Raw genomic sequence first — 25,594 nt, forward strand, 5'->3', positions numbered from 1 at the left:
ACCGGTTCCTTTTTTGTTTTGTGCGGAAGGGGACTCTCACCCAGCAGCTTTGCAAGTGGTTCAAGGTCTCCGCTTTGCGCCTATTATATCTATATATCTTTGCACCGATAGCTCATAAATATATTTCCTAGTGCAATAATCCCAAAAGTATGATAGAATAATTTCGAACATCAGTTCTGAAAGGTGGACAAGAATATGCCGTCTCTTAAAGGAAAAGAATATAAAAGATTTGAAGATATAAAACATATTCGCAATGATGGTAGTGAATACTGGAGTGCCAGAGAGCTTGCACCTGTTTTGGAATACGCAAAATGGGATAATTTTCATAATGTGATAAAGCGAGCAATGATTGCGTGTGAAAACGCCGGACACAGTATTTTAGACCAATTTCCTGAGGTCGGGAATTTGGTAGTAGGCGGTGTGGCTCCACGAGAAAAGGTTGATTATGAACTCACAAGATATGCTTGTTACCTTATTGTTCAGAACGGTGATCCCCGTAAGGAAGTGATTGCCTTGGGGCAGACATATTTTGCAATCCAGACATACAGGCAAGAACTGGCAGATCACTTTAATCAATTGGACGAGGACCGCAGAAGGCTCGTTGTCCGTGGAGATATTAAACAATGGAATCAGCTTCTTGCTGAAACTGCTCATGATGCTGGAGTTATCACCAATGAAGAATTTGCTATCTTTCAGAATGCCGGATACATTGGGCTTTATGGTGGACTGGATGTCGACGATATCCATAACAAAAAGGGATTGACGATTAACCAGAAAATCCTTGACTACATGGGAAGCACCGAACTGATAGCAAATCTCTTCCGTATATCCCAAACAGAAGAAAAGCTGCGAAAAGACAACATTCAAGGTGCAGATAAGGCTACGCAAACCCATTACACAGTTGGGCGAGAGGTTCGAAAGGCAATAGAAAAGATTGGTGGAACTATGCCCGAGGATTTGCCGACACCGGAGAAAAGTATTCAGCAAATTGAAAAGGAACAGATGGAACGGCTTCAGAAAAAAGCTAAAGCTGGCAAACTGATGTTAGATGAGTGAGGTACGAAGATGAAATATTCATACAAAGAAATGCCGGAACAGATGAAAGGAACATTTGGGGATTTTTCCCGTAACTTCGGATTTTCGTGGAAAGAATTTGTTGTTACAGTACCATCTCCGTTATTTCTTGTAACAACATATAAGGCAAACGGTCAGCCTAATGCCTGCATGCAGTCCTGGGCTACATTTACAAGCGCAGATCATGGTAATGGGTTTTATGCTATCCTTGCCAGCGTCAATAAAAATGGCCACTTATACACGAGTATCTCTGAAACCAAAGAAGCCGTTATCAATTTCATGTCGGCAGAATATCATGCCGCTTGTATGAGCACCATCAAGAACAATCAGTATGAGGAAGACGAGATCACAGCATCCGGGCTTACTGCAGAAAAGGCATCTTGGGTTAATGCACCACTGGTACAGGAATGCTTCATGAATCTTGAATGTAAGCTCAAATGGGAAAAGGAAATAGTTCCCGGTGATGACCATGCAATGCTTTGCCTTGAGGTGATTGGCTTTCATATTGATGAAAACCATTTACCTGACAGAACTGGAGAAAGCGGGATCCTATATAACATCCACTATCAGGTCAATCCCGAAAATGTAGGCAAAACCGCACATGATTACGCTGGAGTACTGCAAAAGAAAATTGATGTTATGGAGTATTAAGAAATGAATAAACCTGAAAATGGAGGATTTAGGCCGTGAGCATAGAAGGAGGAGTTATATGAAACTATTGTTTAAGCAGAGATTTTTCTCATGGTTTGACAGTTATGATATTTATGATGAATCTGAAAGAGTGGTCTATGTTGTTAAGGGACAATTATCCTGGGGACACAAGCTTGTAATATATGATGCTAATGGAAACGAGCTGGGAATGGTTGTTCAAAAGATCTTTACATTTCTACCCAAATTTGAAATTCACAAAAATGGACAATATATAGGATGCTTGAACAAGGAGTTGTCTTTGTTTGTGCCTCATTACAATCTTGATTACAACGGCTGGCACATTGACGGTTCCATTATGGAATGGGATTATCAAATCCTTGATAGTAACGGAAATCATATAGCAAGCGTGAACAAGGAGCTTTTTAACTTTACTGATACTTATGTGTTAGACATTAATAATCCTCAAGATGCATTAGATGTGCTTATGTTTGTACTGGCTATTGATGCTGAGAAATGTTCCAGAAATTAGGCGATTGCTTCCTGAAGATGTTTTTCTTTTTTGCGGATAATATTTTTTTGTGCTATATTTATGTGGAAAAGGCGGTATTTTAATGAACTACAAGGCAGTAATTTTTGACATGGACGGAACGGTTCTTAATACAATTGAGGACCTGACAGATTCCGTAAACTATATTATGAGAAAGTTTGATCTTCCTGAGAAAACACTGGATAAAGTTAAGCACAGTGTAGGAAGTGGAGCGGCAGTCCTGATGGAGAGAATTCTTCCTGAGGGAATGGACAAAGAAAGATTTAATGAGATATTAGAGGCATACAAAGCTTATTATTTTGACCATTGCAATATTAAGACTGGTCCTTATAAGCATATCCCAGAGCTTCTTGCAGAGCTCAAGAAGCGCGGCTACAAGATGGCTATCGTATCTAATAAGTCTATGGGTGCAGTAAAAGAGCTTCGTGATCTGTATTTTAAAGACTATGTAGATGTTGCAATTGGTGTAGCTGAAGGCCTTGAGAGAAAGCCAGCTCCTGATGAGTGCTTAGAAGCTATAAAGCAGCTTGGAGTTAGCAAGGAGGAATGCATTTATGTTGGAGACTCAGAGATTGATCATCTGACTGCAGTTAATACAGGACTTAAATGTATATCATGCCTTTGGGGATTTAGAACAAAAGAGGAACTTTTAAAAGTCGGCGCTGGAGATAATTACTTTGTAAATGATCCTCTTGAAATACTGGAAATATTGAAATAGACAATTTTGAATGATAAGACTGGCATATAGATGAGGCAAATCCATGAGAAAGAGCTTATTTAACATTTTTATTTTGATATGTGTTGGTATAGGTTTGATTTTGACGCTAGTCTTATGGTTTGATCCAAAGAGAACAAATAAAAGCGGTGAAGAACAGGTTAAGGAATTCACTGCTTTTTTTGCTGTTCATGGAACAGAGATAGATGATCACAATGATATCAGCAAGGTCATAGCAGAGAAGACTAATTGTAAGGTAAAAGAGACCTGGCTTCAGGGTGAGAGCGTTGAAAGAGCTATAGGCAGTATGATAGAAGATGATGAGTATCCTGACTTTATTGATGCGGGTGAGATGAGCTCTGTTTTGTATGAAAAAGGGGCATTGATGCCGCTTGATGAATACATCGAAAAATATCCTAATATCAAAAACTATCTTAGTGAAGATCAGTGGAATGAGCTAAGACAGTCTGATGGGCATATTTACTGGATTCCACAGTTTTCTAGTTTCTATGGTGAGGAAAAAGGCTGTGTTCATACGGATGAAGCTTTTTGGATACAGACTAAGGTCCTTAAATGGGCTGGTTATCCGCAGATCAGGACAATGGACCAGTATTTTGACCTTATAGATGATTATTACAACGCTAACCCAACGCTTTCAGATGGTACTCCTGTTATTCCCTATACTATTCTTTGTGCTGACTGGAAGTATTACTGTTTGGAGAATGCGCCAGCTTTTCTTGATGGTTATCCAAATGATGGCTCAGTCATAGTTGATCCTACAACCAATACCATAATAGATTACAATACCACGGAAACAGCCAAGAAATACTTTAAGAGACTTAACGAGGAGTACAAAAAAGGTATTGTGGATCCTGATTCTTTTACACAGTCCTATGATCAGTACATAGAAAAATTATCATCTGGACGAGTGCTTGGAATGATCGATCAGTGGTGGGATTTTGCCTACGTTGCTGAAGACGCATTCAAGGCTAAGGGACTTGATAAAGAGGGATGCCAGTATGTGCCTCTTCCTGTTACTATCAGTGAAGATGTCAAGAATCAGTGGCACTGTTCTGCACATGTTCTTCATAGCAGTAGTGGACTTGCCATTACAAAGAGCTGCAAAGATATTGATGGTGCTATGAAATTTGTTAACGATCTTCTTGGCCAGGAGGTTCACAATCTCAGGTTCTGGGGAATCGAAGGAGTGGACTACAAGGTTGATAATAAGGGCATGTTCTATAGAACACCGGAGATGAGAGTAAATGCATATGATGCATCTTACAAAAAAGCACATTTCTGCGATTACTCATATTTCCCTCGCTGGAATGGAACAAGCAGAGATGGCAGAAATGCTATGCAGCCAGAGGATCAGGAGAGCGAATTCTATGATACTCTTTCTGATGATCTTAAAGAATGTTTTGATGCTTATGGAGCTAAGACCTATGTTGATATGCTGGGTGTAAACGATGCTCCAGGCCCATGGTATCCTATGTATACCTACTCTCAGACCATGACAAATGCAACTAAAGGTGGAAAAGCGTGGAGGCTTATGGAAAATTGTAAGCATCAATATCTTCCTCGTGTCGTAATGGCAGATAACTTCGAAATGGCTTGGAATAAATATCTGGAGGCTTATTCCTACTGCAAGCCCGAGGACTTCATTAATGAAATGCAGATAGAACTTGATCGGAGAATCAACAAGTAGAAAAAAACTTAAAAAAAATTGAAATTTTCTGTTGACGTTTTGGAATTACAATGCTATTATAATCAAGTCGCCACGAGAGAGCGGCGACGGGAAATGCGGAAGTGTCGGAATTGGCAGACGAGCAAGACTAAGGATCTTGTGATGCTTACATCGTGTGGGTTCAAGTCCCATCTTCCGCACGATTGAAAAGGACTAGTTCGAAAGAACTAGTCCTTTTTTGTCGTGTGGAAGAGGACTCTCTAATCTCACTTTTTTAAATTCATTACTGGGTGTATACTGTTCTTAGTGCTTTTATGATTCATAAATCATTGTTAGGGGGGCAGAATATGGAAGAAAATCGTACAGAGAATGAACAGCCTGTTGTTAGTGAAACTAGTGTACCTTCGGAGACAGCTCTTTTAACGCAGATGCGAGATCTCCACAAAAAACAGCTCTTTTGGCAAAAGATATCCACATGCTGCATTGCAGTTATGGCGGCAACAGTAGTCATCGTAGCGATAGCTGTGGTTCCAAAGGCGGTGGGCACCATTCATAACGTGAATCAGGTTGCCATCAAGGCCCAGACATCTCTTGAAGACATGGATGAGATGATATCTAACATCACAGAAGCCAGCAGTGGCATGAATGAGCTTGTTAAGGAAAATGGCGAAGGTCTTACAAGTGCAGTCAAGAACCTGTCAGAGATTGACTTTGAGGGACTTAATACTGCGATCAAGGACTTACAGGACGCCATTGGACCTATGGCTCAGTTTATGAACAGATTTAAATAATTATCACGTAGAGTAGACAGGAGGACGCAGATATGGGAAAAAAATCACCAGTAGATGAGATAAAAAAGGTTGCAGAGCCTATCATCAGAGATGTTAAGGTCGCTGCGAAGCCTGTTACAGACAAGGCTGAACCCTATATAAATGAGATAAAGAGTAAGGCAGAGCCTGTAGTTAAGGATATAAAGAGCAAGGCAGAGCCTGTTATGAATGACCTTAAGACAAAGGCAGAACCTGTTTATGAGGATGTTTTGGGAAAAGCAGAGCCAGTAGTCAATGATATTAAGAATAAGGCAGTTCCTTATCTGAACAAGGCAAAAGAAAAGACTGCTCCTGCCGCAAAGGCTGTAAAGAAGCAGTCAGAGAAGGCAGCAAAGGTTGCCAAGTCTGTTGGTAATGATCTTTCTCTTAAGGCTGCCAAGTATACCTGCAAAGAGGAAGTGTTCATTCAGTACAGTCACCATGAGCTTAGAGCAGCTGATATTATTGAAAGAGCCAAGAAGGACTACGTAAATAATGGTCATAAGCTTACAAGCATCAAGGAGATCCAGGTATATATCAAGCCATCTGATAATGCAGCATATTATGTTGTTAATCATGAGGATACAGGTAAGGTAACCTTCTAATACCTATAATTTTTTGTTAAGGATGGTTTTTATATTAAATGGCAATAGAAGTAAGCAGTTTTTTTAACCTGATGCATTATGAGTATGGAGAGGCATATTTTGGAAGCTACAAGGGAATGCGTTACAGGCTTGCAAGAGAGCCCCTTGAGAATGTCAAGTTCGTTCCTGTGGACCAGAGAGGCCCTGCAACACTTATGGCTACAGTGTGGCCTGAGCCTAATTCATATGCTCATACAGATAAGTCTCTCATGACATCAGAAAATTTTGAAGTGTCCCAGGAAGGCCTTGAACAGGCAGTTCAGTGGATAAACGATCAATATACTTCAAGAGAGTCAGAATGGACTAAATAATTTTAAAAATAAAAAAAGGATTTTGAGAACTCACACAGAATATTTAAGTGTGGGTTCTTTTTTTAGCTTATACAAATGAAAACCACAGAAGGAAGATAAAACATTTGATAATTCGTACTCAGTTAGAAGAAAGAGAAACACGGATCTTAAGTAAGCATGCAACTCTTAGCATGAATTCCAAAGGAAGAGAAAAAGAAGAAAAGCAGTGTGATATCAGGCCTTGCTTTCAGAGAGACCGCGATAGGATCTTGTATTCCAAATCCTTTAGGCGTCTGAAGGACAAGACTCAGGTCTTTTTGTCTCCGGAAGGAGATCATTATAGGACTCGAATGACTCATACCCTTGAGGTATCACAGAATGCAAGGACTATTGCCAAGGCTCTTATGTTAAATGAGGATCTAACAGAGGCCATTGCTCTTGGACATGATCTTGGTCATACTCCTTTTGGACATGCGGGAGAGAGGGCACTTAATGCTGTGTGCCCTGATGGATTCAGACACAATGAGCAGAGTCTTAGAATAGTTGAGAAGCTTGAAAACTATGGACAGGGCATGAATCTTACTTGGGAAGTCAGAGACGGTATCCTCAATCATGAGATGAATCTGACACCTAGCACTCTTGAGGGCAAAGTTGTGAGACTTTCTGACAAGATCGCCTATATGCACCATGATATGGATGATGCAGTACGAGGCGGGATCATCACAGAAGAGGAAGTTCCTGACGACATCAGCAGAGTTCTTGGCCATACCAGTGGAGAGTGGCTTGATACCTTTATTCATGATATCGTAGCCAACAGCCTTGACCAGGATGATATCAAGATGTCACCAGAAGTTAATGATGCTTTCTTTAAGCTGAGAACATTTATGTTTGACAGAGTCTACACCAATCCTATAGCCAAGGGACAGGAGGGTAAGGTAGAGGAGATGATCAAGATCCTTTACCAGTATTATCTTGAACATATTGAGAAGCTTCCTGATTATCTTCAGAATATGCTAGAAGAAGGAGAGACCAGGGAGAGGATTGTCTGTGACTATGTAAGTTCTATGACAGACAGATATTCAATCGCAGTTTTTGAAGAGGTTTATATACCTCATACATGGGGAGTTTTATAATTTATGCGTTATTCGGAGGAGCTCATCGAGGAAGTTCGCTCTAGTAATGACATTGTGGATGTGATTGGGCAGTATGTCCACATTCAAAAGAAGGGTTCCAATTACATGGGACTTTGTCCTTTCCACAATGAAAAGTCCGGTTCTTTTTCAGTATCGCCAAGCAAGCAGCTTTATCACTGCTTTGGTTGCGGGGCCGGAGGCAACGTTATTACTTTCTTGATGAAATATGACAATTTAACATTCCAGGAAGCGGTCAAACAGCTGGCTGACAGAGCCGGTATCAAGCTTCCTGATGAGGACAATTCTCCGCAGGCCAAGGCTCTGCGAGACAAAAAACAGATCCTCTACGACATCAATAAAGAGGCAGCCAAGTATTACTACTACCAGCTTAGAAGTAAGAGTGGGCAAAAGGGCATGGAATATTTCAGAGAAAGAAAGCTTTCTGATGAGACCATGCAGCACTTTGGACTTGGATATGCCAATATTTCAAGTAATGATCTTGTCAAATACCTTAAGGACAAGGGGTACACTGATGCTCAGATCATTGAAGCAGGTCTTGCTTCTCATGATGAGAAGATGGGAACCCATGATAAGTTCTGGAACAGGGTAATGTTCCCGATTCAGGATGCATCCCAAAAGGTTATAGGCTTTGGCGGACGAGTTATGGGAGATGGCAGGCCCAAATACCTTAATTCTCCTGAAACACCGATATTTGACAAGAGCAGAAATCTGTTTGGCCTTAATTATGCCAAGAATTCCAGAGCAGGATACATGATCATCTGCGAGGGCTACATGGATGTCATAGCTATGCATCAGGCAGGCTTTGATATGGCAGTAGCTTCCCTTGGTACAGCTTTTACGACGGGACAGGCTATGATCCTTAAGAGATACACTGACGAAGTCATCTTGTCCTACGATAGTGATGAAGCGGGAACCAAGGCAGCTCTTAGAGGAATCGGCATATTAAAAGAGGCTGGAATTAAAGGCAAAGTCTTAGACCTTAGACCATACAAGGATCCAGATGAGTTTATCAAGAACCTTGGAAAAGAGGCCTTTGAAGAAAGAATCAGAAATGCAGAGAATACTTTCTTCTTTGAAGTAAGGATCATGGAATCAAGGCACGACATGTCAGATCCGGAGTCCAAGACAGAATTCCACAGAGAGCTTGCTAAAAAGCTATGTGAATTCGAAGAGGCCCTTGAAAGAGAGAACTATATTGAGGCTGTTGCGGCCAAATATAATATAGCAGTTGATGACCTTAGAAGACTTGTAGCATCCTTTGCTGCAAAAGGCGGACTGGTCAAACCTGCAGAGAGACCAAAGTCAGGTATTCAAAAGAAGAATACTCCAGAGGATGGAGCAAGAAAGAACCAAAGGCTACTCCTGACATGGCTTACAGATGAGCCGAAGCTCTTTTCCAAAGTCAGCAGGTATGTAACGCCAGAGGATTTCTCAGATGAACTCTATAGGAGTGTCGCAAGAGAGCTGTTTATGGGAATGCAAAATGGCAACTTTTCACCGGCTGCGATCCTGGACAGATTCACTGAGGAAGAGGAGCACAGGCAGGTTGCTGAGATGTTCAATACCAACCTGGTTGAGATAGAGACCAAGGATCAGAGGCGTAAGGCCTTTCATGATATCATCTACGGAGTTAAGCTTGCAGGATATGAGAGGCAAAAGAGTGAACTAAAGCCGGATGATCCGGATTTTTTGACCAAGACTATTCAAGGCAAAAAAGAACTTGAGAAACTAGCACATGCAGAGATATCGCCAGACGATTAAAAAATAAAAAGAAGGAATGGAACTTAAAATGGCAAAGAAAGAGATAGAAACAAAAGAGACAAAGAAGGCTACAAAGGCTGCTAAAGCCGAAGTTTCCAAGAAGGAAACCGCTAAGAAGACTACTGCAAAGAAGGCAGAGGAAAAGAAGCCAGCTAAGGCAACAAAGGCTGAGAAGGAAGAAAAGCCAGCAAAGAAGATAGCTGCAAAGAAGACAGCAGAAGTTAAGGAAGAAGCTCCAAAGGCTGCTAAGACTGCTAAGACATCCAAGAAAAAGGAAGAGGTAGCAGAGGAAAAGCCAGCAAAGAAGATAGCTGCAAAGAAGACAGCAGAAGCTAAGGAAGAAGCTCCAAAGGCTGCTAAGACTGCTAAGACATCCAAGAAAAAGGAAGAGGTAGCAGAGGAAAAGCCAGCAAAGAAGACAGCTGCAAAGAAGGCTGCAGAAGTTAAAGAAGAGGCACCAATGCCTGCTAAGGCAACCAAGGCTACAAAGAGTAAGAAGTCTGCTAAATCTGAGTCAGAAACAAATGGTTCAGATGATGAAGAGCTTGATGAGGCTACAAAAGAGCTCTTTACACAGAAGATGAAAGAGCTTCTTGTTATTGCCAAGAAGAAAAAGAATACTCTTGAATATGCAGAAGTTAGTGATTTCTTTGCTGATATCAATCTTTCTGAAGAACAACTTGGCAATGTTTTAGATGTTCTTGAGAATTCAGGAATCGACGTTCTTAGAGCAACAGATAATGATGAAGACCTTCTTGAAGTTGAAGATGACGATATGATCCTTTCTGATGAGGATGAGGTGGATATGGAAAATATCGACCTTTCAGTGCCTGATGGAATCAGCATTGAGGACCCTGTCAGAATGTACTTAAAAGAGATCGGTAAGGTTCCACTTCTTACAGCTGACCAGGAAATCGAGTTTGCAAAAGCTATGGAAGCTGGTATTGATGCTCAGGCTCAGCTTGATGAGGATAAAGACAAGAACAAGCTTTCAGATGCTAAGAAGAAAGAACTTAATGCCATCATTTACGAAGGTGAAGAGGCAAAGAAGCGCCTTGCAGAAGCTAACCTTCGACTTGTTGTAAGTATTGCCAAGAGATATGTAGGTAGAGGTATGCTCTTCCTTGATCTTATCCAGGAGGGTAACCTTGGTCTTATCAAAGCGGTAGAGAAGTTTGATTTCCGTAAGGGATTCAAGTTCTCAACATATGCTACATGGTGGATCAGACAGGCTATCACAAGAGCTATCGCTGACCAGGCTAGAACAATCCGTATCCCTGTTCACATGGTTGAGACTATTAACAAGCTCATCCGTGTAAGTCGTCAGCTCCTTCAGGAACTTGGACGTGAGCCACTTCCAGAAGAGGTCGCAAAGGAAATGAACATGCCTGTTGAGCGTGTACGCGAGATCCTTAAGATCTCTCAGGAGCCGGTATCACTTGAAACACCTATCGGTGAAGAGGAAGATTCACATCTTGGCGATTTCATTCAGGATGATAACGTTCCTGTACCTGCAGATGCTGCAGCATTCACACTGTTAAAGGAACAGCTTGTTGAGGTTCTTGGAACTCTTACAGAGCGTGAGCAGAAGGTTCTTAGACTTCGTTTTGGTCTTGATGATGGAAGAGCTAGAACTCTTGAAGAAGTAGGTAAGGAGTTTAACGTAACTCGTGAGCGTATTCGTCAGATCGAAGCAAAGGCCCTTAGAAAGCTTCGTCATCCTAGCCGTAGCCGCAAGCTCAAGGATTACTTAGACTAATATGACAGATATGGGAAATGCACCTATTTTATCGAAAATGTCCCAAAGGCTCGTGACCGTTGCCGAAATGCTCAGGGATGATAGTGGCAAAAAGCTCGCAGTAGCTGATGTTGGCTGTGATCACGGCTATGTTTCTATCTATCTTATTCAGAGCGGCATCGCGTCAAGTGCAGTAGCCATGGATGTTAGACAGGGGCCGCTTTCAGGAGCCAGTGATAACATCAGAGAATATGGGCTTTTAGATGTTATTACCACCAGACTTTCAGACGGGTTAAAAGAGCTGAAAAAAGGCGAAGCAGATTCTCTTATCATCGCAGGAATGGGCGGCAAGCTCATGATGAGACTTGTAAAAGAAGGGAATCTGAAAGAGCTTGGTATCAGGACAGCAGTACTTCAGCCTCAGTCAGACATATCTGAGTTCAGGGCATTTTTGCGAGAGGAAGGCTTTTTTATTACAGATGAAAAGATGATCCTGGAAGATGGCAAGTACTACTTCCCGATGAAAGTAGTGACCGACATGTCTCAGGATGAAAAAGAGGATACATTAAACAAGAATATAAAGAGCTTTCTGGATTTGGATAACTCTTTATCCAGGGAAGATGTAATAAGACTCTTTGACCGATATGGAGTACATAATCTTCTTAGAAAAGATCCTCTTTTAAAGAGCTTTTTAGAACATGGTAAAGAAGTCTGCGAGAGCATATTAAAGAGTTTGGATGATAGTCATTTAGGGCGGATCACAGAAATAAAAGAAGAGCTTTCTGATATTTCTTTTGCCCTAAAATATATGGACGAATAGGAGAATAACATGCCTGTAATTACTATTAATGGAGTATCGAAGGAATATCCCAAGGGAACATCTTTTGAAGACATTGCCAAAGAGTACCAGCCAGAGCATAAGTATAGGATCGCTGCAGTTATATTCAATGGCAAGATCCGTGAGCTCATGAAGACTGTCAAAAAGGACGGAGAACTATCTTTTGTAACCTACGCTGATGATATTGGTCACAAGACCATGCGCAGAACAGCTATCATGATGCTGATAAAGGCTATTAAGGACGTTTGTGGTGCAAAAGATCAGGCAAAGACCAAGGTAGAATTTACAATAGGTAACGGATATTATGTGACAATGCGAGGCGGAGCAGAGATCACAGATGAACTTGTAAAAAAGATTTCTGACAGATTCCAGCAGCTTATTGATGAAAAGCTTCCTATCATCAAGAAGGTTTATCCACTTGATGAGGCGGTAGAGCTTTTTAGAAAGCAGGGAATGACTGATAAAGTGGCACTTTTAAAGTACCGCAGAAGCTCTCAGATAAACATTTATAAATTGGAGGACGTGTTCGACTATTTCTATGGCTACATGCTTCCAAATACCTCTTATATTGAGCATTTTCAGCTTGATAAGTATCATGATGGAATGCTTCTGACACTTCCTATGAAGATCGATCCAAATCTCTTAAAGGTTTCAGAGCCAAGAGAGAAGCTTTTTGAGACCATGAGACTGTCAAGTGATTGGGGCTCAATGATGGGAATTGATAATGTCGGCGACCTGAACAATAAGATCTGTGGCGGACTTATCAATGAGATGATACTTGTGCAGGAAGCTCTTCAGGAGCGCAGGATCGGTGAGATTGCTAAAAAGATCCACGACCGCAAAGATATCAAGTTTGTTATGATCGCAGGACCAAGTTCATCAGGTAAGACAAGCTTTGCCAACAGACTTTCTATCCAGCTTCGGACCTATGGAATGGTTCCACATCCTATAAGTCTTGATAATTACTTTGTTAATAGAGAGATGACTCCAAAGCATTTAGATGGAAGTTATGACTTTGAATGTCTTGGTGCGATGGATGTAGAGCAGTTCAACACTGACATGACAAAACTCTTAAATGGCGAGAGAGTTGAGATGCCGGAGTTTAACTTCGTTACTGGTAAAAGAGAAATGAATGGAGATTTCCTTCAGCTTGGACCAAATGATGTTCTCGTAATCGAGGGTATCCACGGACTTAATGAGGAAATGAGTTATTCACTTCCAGCTTCATCCAAGTTCAAGATCTATATAAGTGCTCTTACAACTCTTAATATCGATTCTCACAACAGAATCCCTACTACGGATTCAAGACTTTTAAGGAGAATCGTAAGAGACGCCAGAACAAGGGGAGCATCTGCCAAGAATACCATCAGTATGTGGCCTTCGGTTCGTGCTGGTGAAGAGGCTAATATCTTCCCATTCCAGGAAGAGGCTGATGAGATGTTCAACTCAGCTCAGATCTATGAGCTTGCAGTTATCAAGCAGTACGCAGAACCGCTTCTTTTCTCTATTGGCAAGGATGAGCCAGAGTATTACGAAGCAAAGAGACTTCTTAAGTTCCTTGATTATTTTGTAAGTGTAGATAGTTCCTTCCTTCCACATAATTCAATCTGCAGAGAGTTCGTTGGTGGAAGCTGCTTTAAGGTATGATCATGAAATATAATAAAGATTATTTTGATGATGTCAGGCTGGCTATTGAGGCTGTGCCTGACATCACAGCGTTATTTAATAAAAAGATATTTATAACAGGCTCTACAGGTATGATCTGTTCAGCAGTGGTAGAGATCTTAGCACTTTTGAATAAAGAAAGAAATGCCGGTATAAAGATTATCCTTGCAGGCAGAAATAAAGAAAGAATTGCTGAGAGATTCAAGGGGCTTCTTGAAGAGGACGACTTTGAGTTTTGTGAGTATGACATGACTAAGACCATGGGTATCGCAGCTGATGCTGAATATATAATCCATGGCGCTGGAAATGCAGATCCTGCCAAGATCACAGGCTTTCCTGTTGAGACTGTTAAGGGCAATATAGAGGGACTTATGAGCCTTTTAGAGCTTGCAAGGAATAACAAGGGCAGCAGACTGCTCTTTTTGTCCAGCGGCGAGATCTACGGTAATAAGGACTTTGAAGATGGCAAGAACAGATTTAGCGAAGAGGATTACGGCTATGTTGATATCCTTAATCCCAGAGCCTGCTATCCTATGAGTAAAAGAGCTGCAGAAAACCTCTGCATTTCTTATAACAAAGAGTATGGCGTGGATACAGTTATTGCAAGGTCTTGTCATATCTACGGACCAAGTATCACATCGTCTGACTCAAGAGCTACAGCTTCTTTTACAAGAGATGCTGCGGCAGGAAAAGATATAGTTATGAAGAGTAAAGGAAATCAGCTTAGATCCTATTGCTATACCTTAGACTGTGCTTCAGCTCTTTTGACAATACTGATAAAGGGTGCGTCTGCAAATGCCTACAACATCTCTAATAAAGACAGCGTAGTGACTATAAGAGACATGGCAGATGCCTTGGCCAGGGCTGGCGGAGTGAAGGTTGTATTTGAAAATCCTTCAGATGCTGAGCTTAGGAGCTATAACATGATGAATAGCTCAGCTCTTGATGCTACGAAGCTCGAGGGACTTGGCTGGAGAGCTTGCTTTGAATCTGAAAGAGGGGCGGAGGCTACTCTGAAATATGTATAACTACTGGAAAAAGACATATTACAAAAGGGCTATACCTATAGGAATCATGGTATGGGTACTCTTTGTTATTATGATGATAGGTACAACGGGCCCTTTTAAAAGCTATGATATTAGTTATGGTGAAGCTATCGAGGATGCGCGACTATCGGAAGTTCTGGTAGAAAGCGGGAATCTTCGCGGAGTTGGGTGTATCCTGGATGACGATGGCGGGAAGCTTACCATAGTTACTGCGGCACACGTGATAGATGACCCTGAGGATATTGATATAATCTATAATTCTCAGACAGTAGAAAAGGCACGGCTGCTTGAAATGGATGAAGAGCTTGATATTGCCTATGTTGAGGCTACTGGCCGCGGACCATACAAAATTGTTAAGCGTAAAGATGAACTTCCTGAGGAATCGGAGGGTGTATTCATAGTTGATGCTACGTCTCTTGATGCTTCTATAGGAGTTGTGGCTGAGCCTGATATTTACGTTGAGGATTTTGACCATAACATGATCTATTGCCGCATTGAAGTTAATGAAGGAATGTCTGGAAGTGGGCTTTACGACAAGAAAGGTAACTTTATAGGAATCCTTCTTGGTGGCTCAGATAGCGCAGAAGCAGTCTGTCTTTCAACTATCTATATCAAATAATTTCGACTACACAATTTGAACACATTTTTTTCAAAAAATATTCTAATAAAAACCATTTTTTTTTATGAAGTTTACATTACAATATCTCTTGGTAAAAAAGATTGGGAGAAGAGATAAAAGTAATGGCAAGTTATAATAGAGCGGATACAATTAATTCACTAGCTATGGCGATGGGGGTTAAGCCGGTGTTAGATTACAAAAAGAACAAATATAATACAGCAACAGGTACTATTTACTGCAATGGTACGCAGTATAGTCCAGAGCTTTTGAGTCAAGCTATTGCTTATTTTGAGACTATGAGGAGCAAAGCTCGTAGCTCTCTTGCAGCCAATTCAGAGATGATCGTTGCATATTGTGAAGTCGCAGTATCAGCGCTCAAAGAGCTTCAGGATAAGCGAGTTGAAGAAATGGGTAATATTAAGTAACTAGTTTTTACTAGTTACTTTTTTTGTGCAACAAATACATTTTTCCCAATGTATATATATTAGGACAGTGTAATCTGCCAATTGGAGGGAAAAATTATGAAAAAGCAAAGAAAGGTATTGTCACTATTGTTAGGCATGTCTGTATTTGCCGGGGCGATCACTGGATGTGGAGGATCCAGAGTATACGAAGCTACATCATCTGACACGTATACGGAAGCAGCCTACGAAACGGCAGAATACGAATACTACACCGTGCCTGAAAACACTGAGTCTTATGAAAAGCCTGATGAAAATGGTTTCTTTGTAACTCAGGTTCAGCCGCTTTCAACTTTTGCAGCTGATGTGGATACAGCATCCTATGCAAATATCCGTAGAATGATCGAAAGCAAATACAGCTTATCTGATATTAACGCAGATGCTGTAAGACCAGAAGAATTCATCAATTATTTCAACTATGATCTTAACTCACCTGAAGGAAATGACAAATTTGGAGTAACTACAGAAATTGCTCCTTGCCCATGGAACGATGATCACAAGCTTATGTTCGTGGGAGTTAAGGCGCAGGAACTTGAATCTGACGAAGAAATCGTAAATAATCTTGTATTTCTCATTGATGTATCAGGTTCAATGTTTGACGATGATAAGCTTCCTCTTTTACAGAAGGCATTTACTGAACTTGTAAAAAATCTTCCTGATGAAGGAACAGTATCTATCGTAACTTACGCTGGTGACGACAGAGTGATCCTTGAGGGAGAAAGTCTTGCAAATAAAAAGGAAATCATCAAAGCTATAAACGACCTTGAAGCAGGTGGTTCAACAAACGGAGAAGCTGGAATCAAGAAGGCTTATCAGATCGCAGAAGCTAACTTTGTAAAGGAAGGTAATAACAGAGTTATCATTGCATCTGATGGCGATATGAATGTTGGTATCTCAAGCCCTGATGAACTTGAAAACCTCATCGAGGAAAAGAAAGAAAGTGGGGTATTCCTTTCAGTTCTTGGATTTGGCACAGGTAACTACAAGGACGACAGAATGGAAAGACTTGCTGACTGTGGTAATGGTAATTATTCATATATAGATTCAATGCTTGAGGCCAAGAAGGTTCTCGTGGAGGAGATGAATTCTACATTATATACAGTTGCAAAGGATGCTAAGTTCCAGGTAGAGTTTAATCCAAACAAGGTCAATGCTTACAGACTTATTGGATATGAGAACAGGATCATGGACGCAACAGACTTTAATGATGATACCAAGGACGGTGGTGAGATTGGATCTGGCCATACTGTAATAGCTCTTTATGAGATCATTGAAGATGGCGCTGAGTCAGCAGTTGAACTCAAGTATCAGAATAATGATGAGTCTGAAAAGAAGGATGATAGCCAGTACGCAGATGAATTTGCTACAGTAAATATCCGTTACAAAGAGCCTGATGCTGATACTTCTGAGCTCATCAGTGTTGTAGTAAATGACGAGGCTGTATCTGAAGAGCCAAGTGAGAACCTTAAGTTTGCTGGAATGGTTGCTGAGTTTGCTATGATCCTTAGTGACAGTGAACACAAGGGCAATTCTTCTTTTGAATACATCATGGATACATACAAGACATTAGAAAATAAAGATGAGTACAAAGAAGAGTTCAACCAGCTGGTGCGTATGGTTTCAAAGAATAGTTAATAATATTTGGCCGATATGATATAATTTTTCCAATGATTACAAGAATTGGAGATTTATATTATGAAGGCTCAGCCTGAAATGGTTTTAGATAAATACGGAAATATGATCTTGAGGGTTGCTTACTCATATTTGCAGAATATGAGCGACGCTGAAGATATATTGCAGGATACTGTGATCAAATATATTAAGTCCGCACCTGAATTTGAAAATGAGAACCATGAAAAGGCGTGGCTTATAACTGTTGCATCAAACCTTAGTAAAAACAAGATCAGATATAACAAGATTAGAGAAGCCGACGAGCTTGATGAGGGGCTTGTAGCCAAGAAGGAAGAGGATCTTTCTTTTGTCTGGGAAGCTGTTAAAGGCCTTCCTGTTACTCAAAGAGAAGTGGTCCACTTGTTTTACCAGGAAGGATATTCTACTAGAGACATTGCAAATATGCTTGAAAGAAATGAATCCACTGTGCGTTCTGATCTATTAAGAGCCAGAAAGCGGCTTAAACAAATCTTGAAGGAGGAATACGACTTTGAATAAATATAATGAAGTAATGGACAATATAAAAGTAACAGAAGATATGCGTAGCAGAATCCTTCAAAATATTGAAGCAGAGATTGGAAAAGATAGCTCAGAGGAAACAGTAACAGAACCTGTTAAGAAGGCTAAAGTAGTAGATTTTAAAAGAATCACCAGAATAGCTTCTACTGCGGCAGCAGTTATTGTGGGCGCTGTTATTCTTTCAAATGTGATGCTTAGAAACACTACAGATAGTTCAAGCTATTCAGCTCAGGTTTCAGAGGCTGAAATGTTTGCAGTAGATAAGACAGAAGCTTCTTTTGAGGCAGCAGGATCTGAAGGTGCATATGCTCCTGTAGATGAGTGCAAGACTGTTAATATTGACGGCGTAGATGTTAAGTTTTATGGTAGCGAAGGACTATACTATGCAGCAGAATGGGAGATTGACGGAGAATCCTACAGTGCTGTATCAGACAATGTAGATGGAATCAGCTTGGAAGAAATGAGAGATCTTGTTACCAAGAACATGGAAAAAGTCAAAAACAATTGACAAATATTTATTTCATGTTAAAGTTATTTTACTGTAGACAGAAAGAGCAGGATGGATGATCGCTGCCATGCAAACGAAAGGGCATGGGAGAGGAAAGTCCGGGCTTCGCAGGGCAGGATGCCAGATAACGTCTGGTGGAGGTGACTCCCAGGATAGTGCAACAGAGAGATACCGCCTGACTTATGTCAGGTAAGGGTGGAAAGGCAGTGTAAGAGACTACCGTGCTGGTGGTAACATCAGTAGCCATGTAAACCCCATCCGAAGCAAGACCGAATAGAGAGCAATGAACCGGCCCGGTTCGCTTTCAGGTGGGTCGCTTGAAACTGTCGGTGACGGCAGTTCTAGATAGATGATCATCTTAGAAGACATAACCCGGCTTATAGTCCTGCTCATTTTAGACTAAAACATATGTAAGTCCTTGGATATTCCAAGGACTTATTTTTTTGCCTTTAAGAACAACTTTTGCAATGTCAATCATTTATGAACGTGGTACAATTTAGGCAAATTGAAAGCTCTTTCATAAGTTCAAGATTTGCAACTTTTTGACTTAAATATGAACTGACAAAGAATAAGTAATACTCTATGATGATAATTAAATACGAATAATATCATTATGGATATTCAGATTGGAGGGCATATGGAACTTAGAACAGCATGTTCACCTAGAGACGAGAAGCATTATGATACTGCTAGACTGAGAGAAGAGTTTCTTATAGACGATCTTTTCCAGCCTGATACTATCAAGCTCGTTTATAGCCATATCGACAGAATCATTACTGGTTCAGCAGTTCCTGTCAAAGAGGAGCTCAAACTTACAGCAGGAGATGAACTTAGAGCAGAGTATTTCTTGCAGAGACGAGAGATGGGGGTTATCAACATCGGTGGCGCCGGTGTCATCACAATTGATGGCAAGAAGTATGACGTGGATTACAAGCAGGGTATGTATATCGGAATGGGAGCAAAAGATGTTTCTTTTGCAAGCTGCGATGCATCTAAGCCTGCAAAGTTCTACATCAACAGCGCACCAGCTCACAAGACATATCCTACAGTTCTCATTAAGAGAGAAGGTACACCATCAGAAGATGTAGTCATCATCAAAGATGAAAACAAAAAAGAACTCGGAAGCCTTGAACAGGCTAATCACAGAGTTATCAACAAGTACATTCTTCCAGGACAGGTTGAGACTTGTCAGCTCGAGATGGGTATGACAGAACTTAAGCCAGGCAGCGTATGGAATACAATGCCTTGTCATACACACGACCGCAGAATGGAAGTATATCTTTACTTTGATATTCCAGAAGATGCACTTGTTATGCACTTTATGGGTGAACCTACAGAGACAAGACATATCATCATGAGAAATGAGCAGGCTGTTATCAGTCCTAGCTGGTCAATTCACTCAGGATGTGGCACACAGGCTTATACATTTATCTGGGGAATGGTTGGTGAAAATCAGGATTTCGATGATATGGACGATTGTGCTATGACTGATCTTAAGTAATCACTTAGCGAGGTTTTTTCGAGCTTAGTGATCACTTAGTTCTGGCGAGTACATGGTACGAGAGCAGAACTTCATTTTGTTTTATGTTCAAATTAAGGAGGATATAATCATGCAGGATTTTTTAAAGAATTTTTCACTTGAAGGTAAGATCGCTTGGGTTACAGGTGCTTCTTACGGACTTGGACTTGCTTATGCAGTAGCTTTTGCACAGAGCGGAGCAAAAGTTGTATTTAACGATATCAACCAGGAACTTGTAGATAAGGGAATGGCTGAGTACAAAAAGCTTGGTATCGAAGCATTCGGTAGAGTATGCGACGTTACTAAGGAAGATCAGGTACTTAACTTTGTATCTGAAGTTGAGAAGAATGTTGGAACAATCGACATCCTTGTTAACAATGCTGGTATCATCAAGAGAATCCCTATGATTGAGATGACTGTAGATCAGTGGCAGCAGGTTATCGATGTAGACCTTACAGGTCCATTCATCTGCTCAAAGGCTGTTCTTCCAGCTATGATCAAGAAGGGAAGCGGTAAGATCATTAACGCTTGCTCAATGATGTCAGAGTTCGGACGTGAGACAGTATCTGCTTACGCTGCTGCTAAGGGCGGACTTAAGATGCTTACAAGAAATATCTGTTCAGAGTATGGTCAGTACAATATCCAGTGTAATGCTATTGGACCTGGTTACATTGCTACTCCTCAGACAGCACCTCTTCGTGAGAAGCAGGCTGATGGATCAATGCATCCATTCGACAGATTCATTCGTTCTAAGACACCAGCTCAGAGATGGGGCAAGACAGAAGACCTTATGGGACTTGCAGTATTCCTCGCTTCTCCAGCTTCTGATTTCATCAATGGTCAGGTAGTTTACATTGATGGTGGTATCTCCGCTTATATTGGTCAGGATCCTAATAACCTCGATCCTTCAAAATTCCAGGATGTAGAGGAAGATTAATTTATTACTTGAAAGGAAATAGAAATGGATAAGATTTGTGAAGAACTTTACAAAATTGGTATTGTACCAGTAATTGCAATTGACGACGCCAAGGACGCAGAGCCACTTGCAGAGGCACTTATTAAAGGCGGTCTTCCAGCTGCAGAAGTTACTTTCCGTACAGAAGCTGCTGAAGAAGCTATCAGAATTATTTCTCAGAAATTCCCTGAGATGATCGTTGGTGCCGGAACTGTTCTCAATGCAGAGCAGGCAGATCGTGCTAAGGCTGCTGGAGCTAAGTTTATCGTAAGCCCAGGATTCAACAGATCAAACGTTGAGTACATTCAGTCAATCGGAGTACCAGTAGTACCTGGAACAGCAACTCCCGGCGAAGTTGAGCAGGCAATTGAACTTGGTCTTGATTGCGTAAAATTCTTCCCAGCAGAGCAGAATGGTGGCATTGCCAAGATCAAAGCTATGGCTGCACCATACACCAAGATGCACTTCATGCCTACAGGTGGTGTAAATAAGAACAACTTAAATGATTACCTTGGATTTAATAAGGTTTTCTGCTGCGGTGGTAGCTGGATGGTTAAAAAAGACCTTATTTCAGCAGGCAAGTTTGATGAGATCGAAGCAATGACAAGAGAGGCAGTTAATGCAATGCTTGGTTTCACAATGAAGCATGTTGGAATCAACCAGACAGACGCTTCTTCTGCAGAGGCTGTTGCTGATAAGTTTGATTCACTCTTTGGCTTTGCCAAGAAGGTTGGTAACTCTTCAGTATTTGCTGGAAACGTTGTAGAAGTTATGAAAGCTCAGGGCCGTGGAACATGTGGTCATATCGCTATCGGAACAAACAACGTAGATAGAGCTGTTTATCACCTTGGTAAGCAGGGCGTTAAGTTTGATGAGACATCATTTGCCTATGATGCTGATAATCATCTCAAAGTTGCTTATCTTGCTGATGACTTCGGCGGATTCGCTGTACATTTAGTAAAGAACTGATAGACAGTTAAATATTTTAGAGTTTTGGAGGACTAGATAAATGGCAAAGAAAGTTGTTACATTTGGTGAGATCATGCTGCGTCTGCAGCCAGACAATTACTTAAGATTCGTTCAGGTTGATCACCTTGAGGCTACATTTGGTGGCGGAGAGGCTAACGTTTCTGTTTCACTTGCAAACTATGGACTTGATTCAGTTTACGTTACAAAGCTTCCTAAGCATGAGATCGGACAGGCAGCTGTTAACTCTCTTAGAAAGTATGGCGTTGACACTTCTAAGATCACAAGAGGTGGAGATAGAGTTGGTATCTACTTCAATGAGAAGGGTGCTTCTCAGAGAGGTTCAAAGTGTATCTATGACCGTGCACATTCTGCAATCGCAGAGGCTGTTCCAGCTGATTTCAACTGGGACGAGATCTTTGAGGGAGCTGAATGGTTCCACTTCACAGGTATTACTCCAGCTGTAAGCGATAGCCTTGCAGAGATCACACTTGAGGCTGCTAAGAAGGCTAAGGAGCATGGACTTATGGTATCATGTGACCTTAACTACAGAGGAAAGCTCTGGAGCAAGGAAAAGGCTGGTAAGGTAATGGCTGAGATCTGCCAGTACGTAGATGTTTGTATCGCAAACGAAGAGGATGCTTCTGACGTATTTGGAATTGCAGCTTCTTCTACAGACGTTACAACAGGTAAGCTCAACAGAGAAGGCTACATCGAGGTTGCTCAGAAGCTTACAGAGAGATTTGGTTTCAAGAAAGTTGCTATTACACTTCGTGAATCTATCTCTGCTAATGATAATAACTGGAGTGCGATGCTCTACACAGACGGACAGGCTTACTTCTCCAAGAAGTATGCGCTTCGTATCGTTGACCGTGTTGGCGGCGGAGATTCATTTGGCGGTGGACTTATCTATAGCTGTGTAAATGGCTTTGATCCACAGGCTACTATTGAGTTTGCTGTTGCAGCATCAGCTCTCAAGCACACGATCGAAGGAGACTTCAACCTTGTTACTGTTGATGAAGTAAACAAGCTTGCAGGCGGCGACGGATCAGGCCGTATCCAGAGATAATCAAAATCTTATAATTATTCATGTAGACCTGTAAAAGAAAATTTCTTTTATGGGTCTATTTTTTGAAATTTTTGTTTAAAACTAACCCAAAAAAGGCATAAAACGTTGTTTAAAATTGATGACACTAATGTATAATGAAATAGAATATTTGTGTATATTCTGTGAAATCTAAACTTAGGGAGCGAGAGTTTTGGCTATTTCGGGGTGGGTTATAGTAAATTTTTATACAGCGCTACTTCTTATCTTGCTTATGATCTTTCAGAGTAAGACTGTCCGTACCAAAGCAGGAACTAACTTTGTTTGCATTTTGGGCATGACGTTAGTGCTGGTATTAGCTGAAACTGTAGGACATATAGGCGAACTTTATCCTGATCGATTCATGATCTGGATGAAATTTGGCTACTATGTTATCTATGCTCTTGATCCGGCAGACTATTTGTTTGCTTTGGTCTATATCAATTGCTGGTTGATCCCTGAAAAAGCAAAATGTCAAAAGCTCTTTTCGGCTTTATATCGCGGTTTTATGGCAACCAACTTCATTCTGGTCACAATTTCTGTACTGTTTAATTTGAAATGGTTTTATTATTTCGAAGGATTTGAGTATCATAGAGGATCTCTGTTCTATTACAGAGGAGCTTTGATCCTTTTATTCTGCCTTTTAATGTCTGTATATGCGCTTATTAACAGAAAGAGCATAGCACCAGGATATGTTTTGCCTATTTTTATTTTGCCTATAATTTCGCTCTTTGGAGCATTTTTGCAGATCTTTATATCTGATCTGAACATGACGTATGCATCTATATCTATAGGTCTTCTTATTGTCTTTTTCTACCTGCAGACCAAGAACCTGGATGTGGATTATCTTACGGGCGCACTTAACAGGCGTGGAATTGACATTAGTGTAGAAGAAAAGATACAGTATTCATTAGCGACAGGTCAGAAATTCGCCGCTATTATGATGGATCTTGATAGATTTAAAGAAATAAACGACAATTATGGACACCATGAGGGGGACTATGCTCTTATGGTTGTTTCTAATATATTGTTTAAGGTCTTTCCTCCAAAGTCTTCCATAGGAAGATTTGGAGGCGATGAGTTCTGCGTGGTTTGTGATATTGACGCCTTAGAGGAACTCAGGGCCAAAGTCGATATGATCGAAGATGAACTTGATCTTTGGAATTATAAGAGTGAGAAGCCTTATAAGCTTCAGGCTAGTATTGGATCTATGATATATGATCCAGCTAATAACATGACAACCAAGCAGTTCCAGATTGCTATTGACGAGCTCATGTATAAGGAAAAAAGAAAGCATCACTTAGCTGATAACAGAAGGGCATGATTTATGAAATTTGATAGAACTTTTAGAACTGTCATAGTTCTATTTATAATACTTGTTATACTTATATCTTCATATTTTGTTCAGGACATAATTTCCAAAAATAATGTGGCTTCAGTAGAAGAAACAGATCTAAGCCTCACTGGTGCCAAACTTTCAGACAGTACTTACGCCAAGATGGTGGTATCTGGTACATGGGATTCAGCAGTTGGTGTAGCCAATCAGTTCGATTTTACTATCTTTAATGCTGATAAGTATGATCTTGCTAACTGGACTATTAGTATTCAGGTTCCTGCAGGATCAGTTCTTGATAATTACTGGGGATCAGAAGCAGAGCTTGATAAGAGCACTGGTCTTTTAGTTATCAAACCTACAAGCTATAACAATACCATTTTATCTGATGGCAATATTACTTTTGGTATCATTGTTTCAGCAAAAGAGGCATTTTCTCCAACAAGCCTTCACTTACAGGGCTACAAGATTCTAAATAATAACACTAGCCTGGCAAGAAGAATAGTAGAGGTATTCATTGGTATCTGGGCTATTGTATTCATTGGCTTTTTGGTTACAAGACTTAATTTCAGAAATTACCGTGAAAAGCAAAAGAATGACATCAAGATTATCCTTCAGTCTATGAATACCTTCATCAATTTCATTGATGCCAAGGATCCATATACCAGGGGTCATTCAAAGAGAGTTGCCATGTATGCAGCAGAGATTGCAAAGAGAATGAGACTTCCTGAGGATGACATTCAGAATATCTATTATGCAGGTCTTTTACATGATGCTGGTAAGATCAGTGTTCCAGACGCAGTGCTCAATAAACCTGGAGTCCTTACCAAAGAAGAGAGAACTATGATCCAGAACCATACCGTGGCAGGCGGTAAGATGCTTGTTCAGCTTTCTTCCCTTAAGGGGGTAAGAGAGACAGCTCTTTACCATCATGAGAGATATGATGGTTCAGGATATCCGGATGGACTAAAAGGGGATATGATCCCTCTTTTTGCAAGAATTGTTGGCGTAGCTGATGCTTATGATGCTATGTCAAGTAACCGTGTATACAGAAGGCATCTTAACAAGGACGAGATAATAGAGGAGATTCAAAAGGGGGCAGGAACTCAGTTTGACCCTAGGATTGTTACTTATATGGTTGATATGATCAACGATGGCTATGTTAACGTTGTTAAGATGGAGACAGCAGATAACGACGAAAGCTATGGCAAGTTCAACCTTACAGAAGAAGATATTCCTGGCGTGTATATGGGATTTTAATAAAAAACGATTTTTTTATTGACAAGAGTTTTTTGATTGCGTAATATTAAATTGAAATCGGTTTCAGACAGTCCCCAAGA

The 25,594-nt window shown here is 40.7% G+C and carries 25 protein-coding genes, 1 tRNA gene and 1 other RNA gene; all 27 read left to right on the forward strand.

Going from position 1 to position 25,594, the window contains the following annotated elements:
• Positions 1-195: 195 nt before the first annotated feature.
• Positions 196-1,056, forward strand: a complete 861-nt coding sequence (gene dinD / locus BUA02_RS04220; RefSeq protein ID WP_072701320.1) for a DNA damage-inducible protein D — start codon at positions 196-198, stop codon at positions 1,054-1,056.
• 9 nt (positions 1,057-1,065) lie between these two features.
• Complete coding sequence (locus tag BUA02_RS04225; RefSeq protein ID WP_083572648.1) at positions 1,066-1,725, forward strand: flavin reductase family protein; 660 nt, start codon at positions 1,066-1,068, stop codon at positions 1,723-1,725.
• Between the two features lie 58 nt (positions 1,726-1,783).
• Positions 1,784-2,254, forward strand: a complete 471-nt coding sequence (locus BUA02_RS04230) for an LURP-one-related/scramblase family protein (protein WP_072701322.1) — start codon at positions 1,784-1,786, stop codon at positions 2,252-2,254.
• Positions 2,255-2,336: 82 nt separating this feature from the next.
• Positions 2,337-2,990, forward strand: a complete 654-nt coding sequence (locus BUA02_RS04235; RefSeq protein ID WP_071175571.1) for an HAD family hydrolase — start codon at positions 2,337-2,339, stop codon at positions 2,988-2,990.
• Positions 2,991-3,033: 43 nt separating this feature from the next.
• Positions 3,034-4,695, forward strand: coding sequence for a type 2 periplasmic-binding domain-containing protein (locus BUA02_RS04240; RefSeq protein ID WP_072701324.1), 1,662 nt, complete (start codon positions 3,034-3,036; stop codon positions 4,693-4,695).
• A 95-nt stretch (positions 4,696-4,790) separates the two neighbouring features.
• Positions 4,791-4,874, forward strand: a tRNA-Leu gene (locus BUA02_RS04245).
• 147 nt (positions 4,875-5,021) lie between these two features.
• Entirely contained in the window at positions 5,022-5,465 is a 444-nt protein-coding gene (locus BUA02_RS04250) for a hypothetical protein (protein ID WP_072701326.1), read from the forward strand.
• A 32-nt stretch (positions 5,466-5,497) separates the two neighbouring features.
• Positions 5,498-6,088, forward strand: a complete 591-nt coding sequence (locus tag BUA02_RS04255) for a DUF6465 family protein (RefSeq protein ID WP_072701329.1) — start codon at positions 5,498-5,500, stop codon at positions 6,086-6,088.
• 38 nt (positions 6,089-6,126) lie between these two features.
• Positions 6,127-6,438, forward strand: a complete 312-nt coding sequence (locus BUA02_RS04260; RefSeq protein ID WP_071175575.1) for a hypothetical protein — start codon at positions 6,127-6,129, stop codon at positions 6,436-6,438.
• 104 nt (positions 6,439-6,542) lie between these two features.
• Positions 6,543-7,550 (forward strand): deoxyguanosinetriphosphate triphosphohydrolase, encoded by a 1,008-nt coding sequence (locus tag BUA02_RS04265; RefSeq protein ID WP_072701331.1) that lies wholly within the window; start codon positions 6,543-6,545, stop codon positions 7,548-7,550.
• A gap of 3 nt (positions 7,551-7,553) precedes the next feature.
• Positions 7,554-9,332, forward strand: coding sequence for a DNA primase (dnaG, locus tag BUA02_RS04270; protein ID WP_072701333.1), 1,779 nt, complete (start codon positions 7,554-7,556; stop codon positions 9,330-9,332).
• Positions 9,333-9,912: 580 nt separating this feature from the next.
• Complete coding sequence (gene rpoD / locus BUA02_RS04275) at positions 9,913-11,091, forward strand: RNA polymerase sigma factor RpoD (RefSeq protein WP_236845985.1); 1,179 nt, start codon at positions 9,913-9,915, stop codon at positions 11,089-11,091.
• A gap of 1 nt (position 11,092) precedes the next feature.
• Positions 11,093-11,890 carry a class I SAM-dependent methyltransferase gene (locus tag BUA02_RS04280; protein ID WP_083572649.1) on the forward strand — a complete coding sequence of 266 codons (798 nt, stop codon included), beginning with the start codon at positions 11,093-11,095 and terminating at the stop codon, positions 11,888-11,890.
• Positions 11,891-11,899: 9 nt separating this feature from the next.
• Entirely contained in the window at positions 11,900-13,555 is a 1,656-nt protein-coding gene (locus BUA02_RS04285; RefSeq protein ID WP_072701335.1) for a nucleoside kinase, read from the forward strand.
• Positions 13,556-13,557: 2 nt separating this feature from the next.
• On the forward strand, positions 13,558-14,601 hold the full coding sequence (locus BUA02_RS04290) for an NAD-dependent epimerase/dehydratase family protein (protein ID WP_072701337.1): 1,044 nt from the start codon (positions 13,558-13,560) through the stop codon (positions 14,599-14,601).
• On the forward strand, positions 14,594-15,238 hold the full coding sequence (locus BUA02_RS04295) for a S1 family peptidase (RefSeq protein ID WP_072701339.1): 645 nt from the start codon (positions 14,594-14,596) through the stop codon (positions 15,236-15,238). The genes BUA02_RS04290 and BUA02_RS04295 overlap by 8 nt, the downstream gene beginning before the upstream one ends.
• 122 nt (positions 15,239-15,360) lie before the next feature.
• Positions 15,361-15,663 carry a hypothetical protein gene (locus BUA02_RS04300; protein WP_072701341.1) on the forward strand — a complete coding sequence of 101 codons (303 nt, stop codon included), beginning with the start codon at positions 15,361-15,363 and terminating at the stop codon, positions 15,661-15,663.
• A gap of 96 nt (positions 15,664-15,759) precedes the next feature.
• Positions 15,760-17,334, forward strand: coding sequence for a vWA domain-containing protein (locus BUA02_RS04305; protein ID WP_072701343.1), 1,575 nt, complete (start codon positions 15,760-15,762; stop codon positions 17,332-17,334).
• 60 nt (positions 17,335-17,394) lie between these two features.
• Positions 17,395-17,868, forward strand: coding sequence for an RNA polymerase sigma factor (locus tag BUA02_RS04310; RefSeq protein WP_071175583.1), 474 nt, complete (start codon positions 17,395-17,397; stop codon positions 17,866-17,868).
• Positions 17,861-18,397: a hypothetical protein gene (locus tag BUA02_RS04315; RefSeq protein WP_072701344.1), complete on the forward strand. Its 537-nt coding sequence runs from the start codon at positions 17,861-17,863 to the stop codon at positions 18,395-18,397. Before BUA02_RS04310 ends, BUA02_RS04315 begins: the two co-directional genes overlap by 8 nt.
• A gap of 43 nt (positions 18,398-18,440) precedes the next feature.
• An RNA gene (gene rnpB, locus BUA02_RS04320) (RNase P RNA component class A) lies at positions 18,441-18,793 on the forward strand.
• Between the two features lie 241 nt (positions 18,794-19,034).
• Entirely contained in the window at positions 19,035-19,898 is an 864-nt protein-coding gene (gene kduI, locus BUA02_RS04325; protein WP_071175585.1) for a 5-dehydro-4-deoxy-D-glucuronate isomerase, read from the forward strand.
• Between the two features lie 109 nt (positions 19,899-20,007).
• Complete coding sequence (locus BUA02_RS04330) at positions 20,008-20,853, forward strand: gluconate 5-dehydrogenase (RefSeq protein WP_071175586.1); 846 nt, start codon at positions 20,008-20,010, stop codon at positions 20,851-20,853.
• Positions 20,854-20,877: 24 nt separating this feature from the next.
• Entirely contained in the window at positions 20,878-21,840 is a 963-nt protein-coding gene (locus BUA02_RS04335; protein WP_072701346.1) for a bifunctional 4-hydroxy-2-oxoglutarate aldolase/2-dehydro-3-deoxy-phosphogluconate aldolase, read from the forward strand.
• Positions 21,841-21,880: 40 nt separating this feature from the next.
• Positions 21,881-22,906: a sugar kinase gene (locus tag BUA02_RS04340; RefSeq protein ID WP_071175588.1), complete on the forward strand. Its 1,026-nt coding sequence runs from the start codon at positions 21,881-21,883 to the stop codon at positions 22,904-22,906.
• Between the two features lie 190 nt (positions 22,907-23,096).
• Positions 23,097-24,245 carry a GGDEF domain-containing protein gene (locus tag BUA02_RS04345; protein ID WP_072701348.1) on the forward strand — a complete coding sequence of 383 codons (1,149 nt, stop codon included), beginning with the start codon at positions 23,097-23,099 and terminating at the stop codon, positions 24,243-24,245.
• Between the two features lie 3 nt (positions 24,246-24,248).
• Positions 24,249-25,514 (forward strand): HD domain-containing phosphohydrolase, encoded by a 1,266-nt coding sequence (locus BUA02_RS04350; protein ID WP_072701350.1) that lies wholly within the window; start codon positions 24,249-24,251, stop codon positions 25,512-25,514.
• The last annotated feature ends 80 nt before the right edge of the window (positions 25,515-25,594 follow it).

Origin of the sequence: Butyrivibrio hungatei DSM 14810 (genome assembly GCF_900143205.1) — a bacterium.
Taxonomy (GTDB): domain Bacteria; phylum Bacillota; class Clostridia; order Lachnospirales; family Lachnospiraceae; genus Butyrivibrio; species Butyrivibrio hungatei.

Excerpts from the sequence above, each read along its gene's own strand:
- kduI (WP_071175585.1), top strand. The coding sequence starts at position 19,035 with ATGGAACTTAGAACAGCATGTTCACCTAGAGACGAGAAGCATTATGAT.
- BUA02_RS04250 (WP_072701326.1), top strand. The coding sequence starts at position 5,022 with ATGGAAGAAAATCGTACAGAGAATGAACAGCCTGTTGTTAGTGAAACT.
- BUA02_RS04340 (WP_071175588.1), top strand. The coding sequence starts at position 21,881 with ATGGCAAAGAAAGTTGTTACATTTGGTGAGATCATGCTGCGTCTGCAG.
- BUA02_RS04280 (WP_083572649.1), top strand. The coding sequence starts at position 11,093 with ATGACAGATATGGGAAATGCACCTATTTTATCGAAAATGTCCCAAAGG.
- BUA02_RS04255 (WP_072701329.1), top strand. The coding sequence starts at position 5,498 with ATGGGAAAAAAATCACCAGTAGATGAGATAAAAAAGGTTGCAGAGCCT.
- BUA02_RS04305 (WP_072701343.1), top strand. The coding sequence starts at position 15,760 with ATGAAAAAGCAAAGAAAGGTATTGTCACTATTGTTAGGCATGTCTGTA.
- BUA02_RS04350 (WP_072701350.1), top strand. The coding sequence starts at position 24,249 with ATGAAATTTGATAGAACTTTTAGAACTGTCATAGTTCTATTTATAATA.
- BUA02_RS04295 (WP_072701339.1), top strand. The coding sequence starts at position 14,594 with ATGTATAACTACTGGAAAAAGACATATTACAAAAGGGCTATACCTATA.
- BUA02_RS04235 (WP_071175571.1), top strand. The coding sequence starts at position 2,337 with ATGAACTACAAGGCAGTAATTTTTGACATGGACGGAACGGTTCTTAAT.
- BUA02_RS04310 (WP_071175583.1), top strand. The coding sequence starts at position 17,395 with ATGAAGGCTCAGCCTGAAATGGTTTTAGATAAATACGGAAATATGATC.
- rpoD (WP_236845985.1), top strand. The coding sequence starts at position 9,913 with ATGAAAGAGCTTCTTGTTATTGCCAAGAAGAAAAAGAATACTCTTGAA.
- BUA02_RS04225 (WP_083572648.1), top strand. The coding sequence starts at position 1,066 with ATGAAATATTCATACAAAGAAATGCCGGAACAGATGAAAGGAACATTT.
- dinD (WP_072701320.1), top strand. The coding sequence starts at position 196 with ATGCCGTCTCTTAAAGGAAAAGAATATAAAAGATTTGAAGATATAAAA.
- BUA02_RS04290 (WP_072701337.1), top strand. The coding sequence starts at position 13,558 with ATGAAATATAATAAAGATTATTTTGATGATGTCAGGCTGGCTATTGAG.
- BUA02_RS04285 (WP_072701335.1), top strand. The coding sequence starts at position 11,900 with ATGCCTGTAATTACTATTAATGGAGTATCGAAGGAATATCCCAAGGGA.
- BUA02_RS04300 (WP_072701341.1), top strand. The coding sequence starts at position 15,361 with ATGGCAAGTTATAATAGAGCGGATACAATTAATTCACTAGCTATGGCG.
- dnaG (WP_072701333.1), top strand. The coding sequence starts at position 7,554 with ATGCGTTATTCGGAGGAGCTCATCGAGGAAGTTCGCTCTAGTAATGAC.
- BUA02_RS04335 (WP_072701346.1), top strand. The coding sequence starts at position 20,878 with ATGGATAAGATTTGTGAAGAACTTTACAAAATTGGTATTGTACCAGTA.
- BUA02_RS04260 (WP_071175575.1), top strand. The coding sequence starts at position 6,127 with ATGGCAATAGAAGTAAGCAGTTTTTTTAACCTGATGCATTATGAGTAT.
- BUA02_RS04240 (WP_072701324.1), top strand. The coding sequence starts at position 3,034 with ATGAGAAAGAGCTTATTTAACATTTTTATTTTGATATGTGTTGGTATA.
- BUA02_RS04230 (WP_072701322.1), top strand. The coding sequence starts at position 1,784 with ATGAAACTATTGTTTAAGCAGAGATTTTTCTCATGGTTTGACAGTTAT.
- BUA02_RS04330 (WP_071175586.1), top strand. The coding sequence starts at position 20,008 with ATGCAGGATTTTTTAAAGAATTTTTCACTTGAAGGTAAGATCGCTTGG.